Raw genomic sequence first — 12,128 nt, forward strand, 5'->3', positions numbered from 1 at the left:
TGTACCCGGGCGTGACCGATTAAGTTGCTAAATCTCCAGGATTTACAATGTCCAATCATTCAACTTTCTGTCCAATACCCAATCTACCATGACAGAATAATTATCATTCCGCTTATAGCTATTATTATGAGACACCTACTTTTTACTCTTTTGTTGTTATTCTCTATTTCTGCTTTTTCACAAAACAGCACCATCAGTTTTATCAACGACACGACTTTGGATGCTGCATTATCCATTGCCAAACAAAAACACAAAAAATTATTGCTCTATTTCGATCGGAACGAAAAGAATAAGAAACATTCGATGAAGCAGGATGTATTCTCTCAAAAAGAAGTGAGTGAATATTATCATGAACACTTTGTTTGTATGAGCGTCTATATCCAATCTAAAAGCAATAAAGAAATCTGTAAGCAATTCAATGTTAAAGGAACACCCGACTTTATATACCTAAATGAAAAAGGAGAAATTATCCACCGGGCAATTGGCCAGTTGATGGGAGGTTTTTCGTGGTTTATCGATTTGGGCAAAGTAGCTCTGGATAGCACTAAAAACCTGAAAGCATATCAGGACAAAATAGCCAATGGAGACCTGAATCCGGCTACATTATTTCAATATTTCCGACTTACAATGTCAATGGAAAATCCGCGTAAACTCTTGGATCAATATTATAACCGGATAAGTGATGAACAGAAATACTCTATTGATACGTGGAACTTATTCAGAAGTTGGGATAATAATATTGAATCACCTATGTTTCATTTCTATATAAATAACCTACAAAAAACAGAAGCAAAGATCGGAAAGAAAGATGTCGTGCAAATGATTGTACAAATGATGGATAAATACCAATCTGATTCGGCTAAATATTACTGGTTCAAAGAAATAGCTCCTGAGATATTTAAACAAAACAAAGAAAGTAACGATTTCTATAATGCTATGGCTTATTATGAATATCGAAAAGCAGATAAAGATAGCTGGAAAGACTTTCTCCTGAAAGCCCAAATATACTTTGCTAATTCAGATATACCAGCAGATGAATATCATTCGGCAAGTCTGTTTGTTTATTCAAATTACATGAAATACAAAGACAAAAAAGCGTTGAAATTGGCACTCGGTTGGGCAGAATTATGCATTAAGGCAAGTCCAGAAAATAGCAAATACGCAGACTGTTACGCTCATATCCTGTATGATTTACACAAGGAGAAGGAAGCAATCCTTTACGAGGAACTGGCTGTAAAAAATGGAACAAAAAGTGCTGATTACGATTCATATCTGAAAGAGTTGGAGCATTTCAGGAAAAGAAAATAGCATCAAAACCGAATAAGTATGAATCTCACAATTACCAAAAGAAATTCTCTTTCTTGACTGATAAATATGACATCAGAGAAGATGAATCTCTTATCTGCAGAGCGGAATCAATATTATTCTCCTTTCAAAAAAAGATCAAGGTAGCAGATCTTTTCAATATCGAGAAATTTAGAATAACAAAGAACATAACCTTGTTTCATCCAACATATGAAATCGAGTACGAAAGTGGTTCTAATCTTACCATTGAAGGAAAATCTCTGCTATATGATTACTTTGTACTAAAAATTCCAGAAGGTATATACGAAATTCATCACCAGCAAGGACTTAAGTTGGCAATATTCAATAAAGAAGAACAGATTGCTGAAATACGTAAAAACAGAATTAAGGTTTTCAAAGGAGACGAATATTATATCAACGCTAATTCTGATGTAAGAAAAGATTTATTGATCGCTATATGTCTGGTCTGGGATATAAATGATTTTAAGGATTCCGATAATGCCGTTACGATTGACCTTGGGAATATCGGACCTGTAAAAAGAAATGCAGATCAAAACTGGACACCAATTCGATAATCTCATGAAATACAATATATTATTTTCACTCTGTCTTATTGGTATTTCAATATCAATTTTCCCCGAAATACCGGACAGACGTACGAATGACACGGATACCATCTGGAAGAGCAATCAGGTAATTATACTGGGCGATACAACTATTGACCGGACAAAGATAAATTACACAGCAACCCGTTTTGAGCCTTATATCTCATTTAGGGACTTTAAAGTGAAATCCTCATTCAAAGGTATTAAAGCTCAGATCAATTTCAAAAGTAATATTACAGCACGGAGATATAAGACCAGAATCAGCGAGACTTACCAGGCAAAAGGAGTTAACTTCGCCGGTCATTATTGCTTCGTATTTTGGGGATGCGGATCACCTTGCAAGAGTAGTGCTATCGTTGATCTTCAAACGGGAAAAGTATATGACGGTCCAACTTCAGAATTAGGTTATGAATACAGGAAAGATAGTTACATGATAATCGTAAACCCTCCGGATTCATCAGGCTTTTTCGATGATTGCATTTACTGTCATCCTCAGATTTGGGTATGGAATGAACAGACTAAAAGATTCATAGAAAGAAAACCGTCTAAAAGATAAAAAAGCTCCTTATTACCACAAAGGCAATAAGGAGCTTTTTAGCTATATGATTGTCTCTCTAAATCATTACAAAAGATCAACTATATAACTTATTGACAACCCAAAGTCTGAACTTCACAGGCAGTCGGTTGTAAAGGAAGCAAATAAACTGATACTGAACACCGGGAACGACTACCGGGTTCATCCGTTTTGCAAATATCTGGTTCACAATTTTAGAAGCTACATCTACGGGATTCATTCCGTTTTGTTCATCTTTTTCCATAATACCAACAGCTGTTTTCATTGATTTGGTATATACCGAATCTGATAGCTGAGAGGCAGCGGTATATTTACGTGCAGCTGTAAATTCTGTTTTAGTATCCCCCGGCAATACAGTACAGCACTGGATATTAAACGGTTTCAACTCCATAGATAAGGCTTGCATGAATACCAACAAAGCGGATTTACCAGCAGAATAAAATGCCTGGAAAGGAATAGGCACAATGGCAGCAACCGATGAAGTGGTAATGATTCTGCCATAACCCTGTTTACGAAATACAGGAAGACAAGCCTGAATGGTTTTTACAGCACCAAAGAAGTTTGTCTCTAACTGATAACGCATCTCCTCTTCTGAAGTATCTTCGATGGCTCCGGCAATTCCGTTACCAGCGTTACAGATTACTGCATCTAAGCGGTTGTTTTCACTGATTATCTGAGCTACTGCACTTTCGATCTCTTCCGGATTGTTTACGTCCATTTTAACATGAACCAACTCTCCTGCGCCGTTCACTGCTTTTCTTGGCTCACCTCCCCGACGGGAAGCTGCATATACTTTTACACCTTTATTCATCAGGCTTTCAGCCGTAGCAAGTCCTATTCCGGCACTTCCTCCGGTGATAAGCACAACTTTTTGTTCCATATTATTGAGTATTGTGGTTTATATATTCCCAAATCATTAAACGCCGGATCCACATCTTCAGCGATTTCAATCCGGCGTTTGCAAAATTAGTAGAAAATTCAAGACAATAGCCTTTTACTCCATCATCATTCCCTTTGACGCAAAACCATCCTTGAGATGAAGCAATGCTTCGCTTTTCACCTGCTCCCGTTTGGAAATCGTAGTCCAAAAATGAACTTTCAGCCAACAGGCTTCAGGAGTGACTTTGGTAAATAGAATAACCGGTTTCTTTTTCCCAATGACATGGGGTTGATTTACCAAAGTGGCATTGATGATTTCATTAATCACATTGGCATCCAGCTCTTCACCAGAAAGAGAAAATTCTATCATCACCCTGCGTTGGTCATTGGTATAAGTCCAGTTAACAATATTCTGAGAAGTCAGTATTCCATTAGGGATAATTACTTCTGCTCCATCTGCCGTATTGATGGTACTGGCCCGTAGTCCGATTTCTTTCACTTTTCCGGACTGTCCGCTCACTTCAATTTCATCCCCTACCTGCAATGAACCGTCAAAAATCAGGATAATACCGGAAATCAGGTTATTCACTATCGACTGTAATCCCAAACCGATACCAACACTCAATGCTCCCAAAACAATAGTAATTTTATCCAATGGTAATCCCGACGCCGCTATTGCCAACAGATAACCGGAACAAAGCACAAACAAACGAATCATCAACAAGCGGGAGTGCTGTCCCTTAGTGACCTCGGTGATATCGTCAAGGTCACTGCCCACAGCTCCCAACGCATAACTAATCAAACGCTGCAACAAATGCGCCAACCAGATAATGGCAAAAAAGAGCAATATGCTGATTAATCTGAAAGATACGCTTCCCACATTACGTGTAGCATTAAAAAACTGATCCACACTGCTGCTGATTGCAGGATAAATATTCAGGTTAGAGGTAAGCAGGATAAACCACAAGATAAGGATGATAAATGTTAATGGTAATCTCAGCTTCCTGATTACAATGTGATGGTCAAACGGCCTGTCAATTCCTTTACGCAACCGGCTACTTTCGATTTGTAGAAAAACTATCTCCTGAACCGTATCATACATCACAGGCAGGGCAATTGCCTGTAAAATAGCGAATACGGAAGAAATGCCTAGCAAACAAGAAAGGGAGAACCGGCCAAACAAGTTGGCAACTATTCCCACAAAAGCTAAAGCAATACTGGTCAATGCGGCATATCTAATCCAGTTGTAGAACAGGGTCTTTTTATCTAGTTTTTTGATAAATCGGGATACATACGCAATCATTACACCGTACAGCATCAATTGCCAGAAACGTTGTATAAATGTTGATTCCACAAAAAGGTTTGTGATGACAATGATCAATGCGACAATCAGCATCGCCTGCCACTCCTTCCAAACCTCTCGTTTCCACTGATCTTTAAAAATGACTGAAATGACAATGATCAATAACAAATAATCAATCGCCAGATAAGATACTGGTGCATACGCATCGAAAAACTGCATCATCAGTAAAACGACCACCAGAATAGCTGATACAGGTTTATTGTTCAGATACTTCAGATTAAGGAATGCCAGTTTCCGGTTGTTATTCCGACATTCATGCAACAGATTCCGTGAATAATAAAGCCATCCGAAAAGCAACAACGTAATCAGTAGAATAAATATTCTTTGCCATAAAGTCTGGGAAAAATAATATCCGATTGCCTTGAATTCCCTGTCCAGTTTATGGCTAAACTGAACTGTTTTTCTGGAGTCTGTGTCAGATGATTTATCTGATTTCCATAAATAATTAACCTCTTCTCCCCAAAGCAATTCACTTGCCTTATCCATACGTGTTTCAAGAGAACTCAACATATTGGAGAGGGTAATCGAATTTTCGGAAGCATTTAACTTCAACGCATTAAGTGTTCTCAGTTTCTCCCTTATCTGTTTATCGTTGGTGTACCATTTGGTTTGCAAACGGTCCATCCGGGCATTAAACTTCCACCGCAACGATGAATCGGCACATAAAGCCTTAAATACAGAATCGGTCATAGCCCCTTTCAGCCTTAACTTGGAATGATACAAACGATTGTACAGATTCTTAAGATTTTGTTGAGTCCGTTGATTCTGACTGTAAAGGTTGGACAGGAAATTATGATACAAATAAAGGTTCTTCATGTGAACTCCTGTTTGTCGTTCGCTTACATAAAGTCGGATGCGTTCCGTTTCATTGGTAAGGTCATCAATTCTCCGACCGAAAGTCACCACTTCTACGCCAAGACGCGCACTGTCCAGAATATCATTTAACCGGTCATTGATGCGTTCAATACTCATCATATAGTCGCTGGTCGTCAGCGTATCGCTGGCCCAAACCAGTTTCTTGCGCCAGGTCTTTTTCTTTGGTTCCGGCACAACGGGAACCGGCTGAACAATGGTATCTACCGTTTTTTCTGCCAGTTGAGCGTTTTGTTCGGTGACGACCGGCTGAGCAGCTTCCGGTTCAGTCTGGGCATAAGTACCTAAACCGACGGCAAATATTAAGCTTAGAAGAATAATTCGTAGCGTTCTCATCTGTTTTCCTTTATTGAAGTGGCATTTTGTCATTGAAAAAGAAAATTTGAATGTACTATACATGAATAGACAAAGTAATCAGCTGTATAAATCTCTAACAAAATTAGAAGCAAATTGCTTTCGTCAAAGCCCCTGGACTTAAAATATAATCAGGACCCGGCTATTTTTCAAAATAAGTCTTGAAAATGAGCGGTTTTAAAGAGCGAGCAATAAAATAATCTTGTCATATTTCGTTTTCCCCTGTAACAAAAGAAGAGCAAGTCCAATCGACCAGCTCTTCTTTATCATATAACCTTATTATAGAGAATATTTTCAGGCTTTGATCCGAAAAACCTGTAAGTTCATTTTCAACGCATCATACATCAGGAGTTTGCCCGAAAGTACTTCTCCCGCTCCGGTAATTATTTTTACAACTTCTGTAGCTTGTATTGCACCAACAACACCAGGCAAAACGCCCAGGACTCCAACGTCAGAAGCAGGGCGAACACCATCCGGCGCTTCCGGGAACAAATCCCGATAAGAAGGACCTTGCTGATAATTAAAGACCGACACCTGTCCTTCAAACTGGTAAATCGAACCAAAGACCAACGGCTTTTGCAACCGGGCAGTCACATCTCCAATTAGAAAACGGGTCGGGAAATTATCACAGCAATCCAACACAAGGTCATATCGGGAAATAATATCTTCGGCATTATCCATCGTCAGCATTTCAGGATAAACATCAAAGGTTATATTTGGATTCAGATCAGAAAGCTTCTCTTTCGCCACTTCCACCTTATATCTCCCGACATCCTTCGTTCCAAACAGAATCTGGCGTTGAAGATTACTTACACTTACCACATCGGCATCCACTATCCCGATTCGGCCCACTCCCACTGCTGTCAGATATTGAAGTGCAGGACAACCCAATCCGCCGCAACCTATCACCAACACCGATGCCCCATGCAGTTTTCGTTGACCTGCCTCCCCGATTTCCGGCAGCAACAGATGGCGCGAATAACGTTCCGTATCCCCTTCCATCATGATTCAAGTGCAATCATGGAGATGTCCCAATCCTTCCATACAGCTTCGTAACCTTTGGAGCGAAGCATCTCGCAGATTTCAACCGGAGTACGGTCATCATTAATATTAAACTGTTCCAATGTTTCAGGAGAAACAGCATAACCGCCGGGATTCGTTTTCGATCCTGCACTCATGGCGGTAACCCCAAGCTTCACCAGATTATCCCGGAAAGCAGCGCTCTCCCGGGTAGAAATGGAAAGTTCCACTTCATTATCAAACAGGCGGAAGGCGCAAATCGCCTGCACCAATTCACGGTCAGACATAATCACATTCGGCTGAAAACCTCCGGTAAACGGACGCATGCGTGGAAATGAAATAGAGTATTTCGTTTGCCAGAATTTCTTTTCAAGATAATTCAAATGCATTGCCAGGAAAAATAATTCCGTGCGCCACTCTTCCAGTCCGATTAATGCGCCCAACCCTACTTTATGCACACCCGCGTGTCCCAGACGTTCAGGCGTTTCGAGGCGATAATAGAAATCCGCCTTTTTACCGGCAGGATGATATTCCGGGTAACGGTCTTTGTTAAAAGTCTCCTGATACACATACACCCCGTGCATTCCTTCGGCTGCCAATGTCTCGTAATCGGCCTGGTCCATCGGTTGTACTTCGCAGGTAATCTGGGCAAAATGAGGCCGTAATAGTCGAATGGCATTCTTCAGATAATCAACACCCACTTCACGGGGAGATTCCCCCGTCACCAGCAACAGATGTTCGAAACCCATTCCTTTGATGACCTCCACCTCTTGCATGATTTCACTGTCGGTCAATACCCGGCGATGGATTTTATTCTTCACACTAAATCCGCAATAGACGCACGAATTGTGGCATTTATTCGACAGATAAAGCGGTACATAGAGCTGCATCGTTTTACCGAAGCGGCGCAAAGTGTTTTGATGACTTTTTTGCGCCATCTGTTCCAGATACGGTAGTGCCGCCGGAGATATCAAAGCTTTGAAATCCTCAAGGTCGCACCGATCTTTAGCCAACGCAATTTCTACATCGCGGGCTGTTTTGGCTGTTATGCTTTTTTCGACATCCTCCCATTGGTAAGTATCGAATAGTTCTTTGAATGACATAATATATAAAATTGAGACCCCACCCCTGCCCTCCCCGAAGGGAAGGGAGTTTTACACAAACACATTATATTGGGCAGAGTCAATTAAACATCTATAGTTTCGAAAACCCACTTTCTCCCCTCCTTTGCAGGAACAGGGGAGGTCTTTACCCCAAAAATGAAGTCAACGGACTACTCGCTTCAGCATGTTTCAGCTGCTTCGCCAATCGGGCCTCGTAAGCCATACGGCCACACTCTACCGCCATGCGAAAGGCTTTGGCCATCTCCACCGGATTACCGGCCACAGCAATGGCAGTATTGACCAGAACGGCATCAGCACCCATTTCCATCGCCCAGGCAGCATGGGAAGGTGCACCAATTCCTGCATCCACCACTACCGGTACATTACTTTGCTCGATAATGATTTCGAGAAAATCAATCGTGCGCAATCCTTTATTGGTTCCAATCGGAGCGCCCAATGGCATTACCACGGCTGCACCGGCATCTTCCAGTCGCTTACACAAAACAGGATCGGCATGAATATACGGCATAACCACAAAACCCTCTTTAGCCAGCTCTTCAGTAGCTTTAAGTGTTTCAATAGGATCAGGTAACAGGTATTTCGGATCGGGGTGAATTTCCAGTTTCACCCAGTTGGTTCCCAGCGCTTCACGCGCCATACGGGCTGCAAAGACTGCCTCTTTGGCATTTCGCACACCGGAAGTATTCGGCAACAGATTGATCTGTGGATGATTAAGGTGTGAGAGAATATCATCCTGTTCGTTACCGGTATCAACTCGTTTGAGTGCTACGGTTACCAACTCACTTCCCGAAGCAACTAACGCCTCTTCCATGATTTGTGACGAACTGAATTTTCCGGTACCGGTGAATAATCTTGAGCCGAAAGTCTTCCCGGCTATAACTAATGGTTTCATTGTGATTGTTATTTTGAAGTTAAAGGAGGAAATATGTCAAGAGATTAGACAAAAGGACGAAGAACCAGCAGAGCTTTTCTCTTTATATTCCCTTTAAATTGTAAATAGTAAATCTGCTAAATGGTAAATCGTCTCACCCCCCCTGCGTGGCGCGAATAACAGTCAGTTTATCGTTTTCCTGAAGAGTAACGAAAGGCCAGTTTTGACGAAAAACGATTTCATCGTTCACAGCCACAGCAATGCCCTTTGTTTCGGACAAATTAAGTTCGGATAATAGAGAAATAAGGAAGGTTTGTTCGGTAATCTCCCGCGGTTCATTGTTTACATATACCTTCATAACAGTATGAATTAAAAGGTGATACAATAAACTTTAGGGGAACGAATCTGAAAAATGAGAAGATACAGGAAGTCCTCAACTTTTTCCTTACGCAGGTATTATCCTGTTCAGGTTCGAAGGGTATAATCTCAGCCTTTTAAGGGGCACCCCTAAAGTTTTCGCCACAAAGGTAAATGATTTTTTCATTCAGCCCCGAATTTAGTCCCTGAAATTTATTTATAAATATTATCCTGAATAATCAAATTACAGCTCCAAATAAACCTCTTAGCTATCAACCGATTATAAAACACAAACCACCCTACAACATTATTTAACCGCCAAAATACATCGTACATCAATATACATTTATATATTTGCAGTGTAATTCAAAACAAAAGTATGGATCCCTGTATTTGCAAAGAAGAACTTGAACGTGTAGCCTATATACTGAAAGCATTATCAAACGCAAACCGTCTGATGATTCTGACCGTATTGTCCAAAAATCAGGAGATGAACGTTTCTGATATTTGCAGCGCTTTGCAATGCACACAGCCATTGATTTCTCATCACCTGACCGATATGCATGCCAAAGGAATCCTCAAACTCAGAAGAGAAGGCCGCAACATGTACTATTCATTGGAGCATGAGAAGGTTATGGACATCATCCGTTGCATCTCCGAATGCAAGAAGACATAAAAAAATTTGCTCATTTACATAAACAATAGTTTATATATTTATATCCTATGAAACGAGCAAGAACTAATGCTCATCAAAGAGTATAACATCATATGCGAGTTCCATATGTGGCCAAAACAAAAATAAATAATGACATATGAAAAAGTTATTCACCAATAAGTTATTCTACACAGCAATCGGAGCAATCGCAGGATTTCTTTACTGGAAATTCGACGGATGCACCTCCGGTTCATGCGCCATACGACAGGATTGGTTTCTCTCTACCGTATGGGGAGCCATGATAGGCTGGATGGTCTCCGGTCTTTTCCTCGGATGTGGCTGTTACGGTGGCAGTTGTGATATTACCAATAAATCAGATTCAAATAACAACAAAAAAACCGAGGAGAAATAATTATGAATAAGTTTCAAGAAGCAATCAACTCAGGTAAACCCGTATTAGTGGACTTTTATGCCGAATGGTGTCAACCATGTAAAATGATGAAACCAATCCTTGAGGAGGTGAAACGGATGGTCGGAGATTCTGCTCAAATCCTAAAAGTGGATGTGGATCAAAACCAGGCTGTATCTATGGCGTATAGAATTCAATCTGTCCCTACTTTGATTCTGTTTAAAGACGGGCAACCGGTATTCCGTCAATCAGGTGTATTGCCAGCCGCTCAACTTAAACAGATCATCGAACAATACGGTTAATTCAACCGTTTTATGCTAGGTCAAATGGATATCGGAAACAGGATTTTCTATGTAAATGCTCCGAATTCCGATTACATTTTTGAAAAGCTATAATTATTCATAATCAATAACCGGTCTGATGCAAAATGTATTACATTAGCAACAAATACGGATCAAACAGATTTGAAACATGAAGAAAATAATATTGATCGCCGCTATTGGATTATTTTTCAGCCAATGCACTCAGGCCGGAAACAAGAGCGATGCCGTATCTGCCAACCAGCAGAGTGAGCAAACTGTCATTCATATTGACAAGTCTCAGTTTTTGAAAGAGATCTACAACTACGAGCTCAACAGCAATGTTGTGATCTACCGGGGCAAAAAGCCTTGTATCGTGGACTTCTATGCTGATTGGTGCGGGCCTTGCCGTAAACTCTCTCCTATCCTGGAAGAATTGGCACAGGAATATAAAGGCAAAATTATCGTTTACAAAGTAAATTCCGACAAAGAACGCCAATTAGCCGGAGACATGGGAGTCCAGGCGTTACCCACACTGCTGTTCTTTCCCATGAAAGGAAAACCGTCAGCTACTACAGGATACATGCCTAAAGAAGAGCTGAAAAAGATTATCGATAGCCAACTTTTGAAGTCGGTTAAGTAAAAAACAGGTAATCTGAAAATAAAAACGAGAGTGTTCACTTCTGAATGAAGCGAACACTCTCGTTTGTTTTTGTCACCATTAAAGCAATTACACAAAGCTTCGTTTGATCTCATAAGTTATTTGCAAATACAATAATTACAATAGCTATTATTTAGAAATAATCAATCAACTTCTATTGCTAAACACACATTCCCTGTTATTTTTGCATAATACTACCTATCAAAACAACTATACATAAAACCATTGAATCAAGAAATAAATGATCAAATGAAAACAAATGCAGTCTCTCTTCGTCTATTCCACCTCGAAGACACCCAAAGACTATCCGAATTAGCCAATAACGAAAAGATCGCCAGTAACCTCAGAGATGGATTCCCCCATCCCTACTCAATGGCCGATGCAAAGAAATTTATCAGCTACTGCCAGTTCCAGCAACCGACAATGAATTTTGCCATCGAATATCAAGGGGAATATGTCGGAAATATCGGACTGGTACAAGGAACCGACATCTACTGCAAATCGGCAGAGGTTGGTTATTTCATTGGAGAATCTTATTGGAAAAAAGGAATCGCCAGTCAGGCTTTATCTTTAATAACCCGATATGGCTTCGAAACACTGGGACTCATCCGCATCTATACCGGTGTATTCGAATACAATCAGGCATCCATGAAGGTTTTGGAGAAATGCGGATTTACCCGTGAAGCTATTTTCCGGAAATCGATATGGAAAAACGATCAGATTTGGGATGAATACCGGTATGCGTTGATAAATCCAGAATGCGAATAGATTGATTTTTC

General features: G+C 40.4%; 14 protein-coding genes and 1 riboswitch. Of the genes, 8 read left to right on the plus strand and 6 right to left on the minus strand.

Annotated elements, in window-relative coordinates:
• The first annotated feature begins 126 nt into the window (after window positions 1-126).
• Genes MLE17_RS16155 through MLE17_RS16165 form a run of 3 tightly spaced genes read left to right on the plus strand, consistent with a single transcriptional unit; the run spans window position 127 to window position 2,466 of the window.
• The gene (locus MLE17_RS16155) at window positions 127-1,308 is read left to right on the plus strand and encodes a thioredoxin fold domain-containing protein (RefSeq protein ID WP_243349761.1); all 1,182 of its coding nucleotides are present in this window, start codon (window positions 127-129) and stop codon (window positions 1,306-1,308) included.
• A 53-nt stretch (window positions 1,309-1,361) separates the two neighbouring features.
• The gene (locus MLE17_RS16160) at window positions 1,362-1,880 is read left to right on the plus strand and encodes a hypothetical protein (RefSeq protein WP_243349762.1); all 519 of its coding nucleotides are present in this window, start codon (window positions 1,362-1,364) and stop codon (window positions 1,878-1,880) included.
• Between the two features lie 4 nt (window positions 1,881-1,884).
• Window positions 1,885-2,466 carry a hypothetical protein gene (locus tag MLE17_RS16165; protein ID WP_243349763.1) on the plus strand — a complete coding sequence of 194 codons (582 nt, stop codon included), beginning with the start codon at window positions 1,885-1,887 and terminating at the stop codon, window positions 2,464-2,466.
• A 76-nt stretch (window positions 2,467-2,542) separates the two neighbouring features.
• On the opposite strand, the gene MLE17_RS16170 is transcribed toward MLE17_RS16165, so the two are convergent.
• The 6 genes from MLE17_RS16170 to thiS all read right to left on the minus strand — a co-directional run bounded on the left by MLE17_RS16170 (window position 2,543) and on the right by thiS (window position 9,326).
• Window positions 2,543-3,364: an SDR family oxidoreductase gene (locus MLE17_RS16170; RefSeq protein ID WP_243349764.1), complete on the minus strand. Its 822-nt coding sequence runs from the start codon at window positions 3,362-3,364 to the stop codon at window positions 2,543-2,545.
• A 114-nt stretch (window positions 3,365-3,478) separates the two neighbouring features.
• Window positions 3,479-5,935 (minus strand): mechanosensitive ion channel family protein, encoded by a 2,457-nt coding sequence (locus MLE17_RS16175; RefSeq protein ID WP_243349765.1) that lies wholly within the window; start codon window positions 5,933-5,935, stop codon window positions 3,479-3,481.
• A gap of 312 nt (window positions 5,936-6,247) precedes the next feature.
• Window positions 6,248-6,958: a HesA/MoeB/ThiF family protein gene (locus tag MLE17_RS16180; RefSeq protein ID WP_243349766.1), complete on the minus strand. Its 711-nt coding sequence runs from the start codon at window positions 6,956-6,958 to the stop codon at window positions 6,248-6,250.
• Window positions 6,955-8,076, minus strand: coding sequence for a 2-iminoacetate synthase ThiH (gene thiH / locus MLE17_RS16185; RefSeq protein ID WP_243349767.1), 1,122 nt, complete (start codon window positions 8,074-8,076; stop codon window positions 6,955-6,957). Before thiH ends, MLE17_RS16180 begins: the two co-directional genes overlap by 4 nt.
• Window positions 8,077-8,221: 145 nt before the next feature.
• Window positions 8,222-8,989, minus strand: coding sequence for a thiazole synthase (locus MLE17_RS16190; RefSeq protein WP_243349768.1), 768 nt, complete (start codon window positions 8,987-8,989; stop codon window positions 8,222-8,224).
• Window positions 8,990-9,122: 133 nt separating this feature from the next.
• Window positions 9,123-9,326, minus strand: a complete 204-nt coding sequence (gene thiS, locus MLE17_RS16195) for a sulfur carrier protein ThiS (RefSeq protein ID WP_243349769.1) — start codon at window positions 9,324-9,326, stop codon at window positions 9,123-9,125.
• 66 nt (window positions 9,327-9,392) lie between these two features.
• Window positions 9,393-9,487: riboswitch (TPP riboswitch) on the minus strand.
• A 217-nt stretch (window positions 9,488-9,704) separates the two neighbouring features.
• Between thiS and MLE17_RS16200 the strand changes: the two genes are divergently transcribed.
• The 5 genes from MLE17_RS16200 to MLE17_RS16220 all read left to right on the plus strand — a co-directional run bounded on the left by MLE17_RS16200 (window position 9,705) and on the right by MLE17_RS16220 (window position 12,117).
• Window positions 9,705-10,001 carry an ArsR/SmtB family transcription factor gene (locus tag MLE17_RS16200; RefSeq protein ID WP_243349770.1) on the plus strand — a complete coding sequence of 99 codons (297 nt, stop codon included), beginning with the start codon at window positions 9,705-9,707 and terminating at the stop codon, window positions 9,999-10,001.
• 136 nt (window positions 10,002-10,137) lie between these two features.
• Window positions 10,138-10,392: a hypothetical protein gene (locus MLE17_RS16205; RefSeq protein WP_243349771.1), complete on the plus strand. Its 255-nt coding sequence runs from the start codon at window positions 10,138-10,140 to the stop codon at window positions 10,390-10,392.
• Window positions 10,393-10,394: 2 nt separating this feature from the next.
• Window positions 10,395-10,691 (plus strand): thioredoxin, encoded by a 297-nt coding sequence (gene trxA / locus MLE17_RS16210; protein ID WP_243349772.1) that lies wholly within the window; start codon window positions 10,395-10,397, stop codon window positions 10,689-10,691.
• Window positions 10,692-10,860: 169 nt separating this feature from the next.
• Window positions 10,861-11,331 carry a thioredoxin gene (gene trxA, locus MLE17_RS16215; RefSeq protein WP_243349773.1) on the plus strand — a complete coding sequence of 157 codons (471 nt, stop codon included), beginning with the start codon at window positions 10,861-10,863 and terminating at the stop codon, window positions 11,329-11,331.
• A 267-nt stretch (window positions 11,332-11,598) separates the two neighbouring features.
• Window positions 11,599-12,117 carry a GNAT family N-acetyltransferase gene (locus tag MLE17_RS16220; RefSeq protein ID WP_243349774.1) on the plus strand — a complete coding sequence of 173 codons (519 nt, stop codon included), beginning with the start codon at window positions 11,599-11,601 and terminating at the stop codon, window positions 12,115-12,117.
• Window positions 12,118-12,128: the final 11 nt, after the last annotated feature.

Origin of the sequence: Parabacteroides sp. FAFU027 (assembly GCF_022808675.1) — a bacterium.
In the GTDB taxonomy this organism is placed as follows: domain Bacteria; phylum Bacteroidota; class Bacteroidia; order Bacteroidales; family UBA7332; genus CAXXIC01.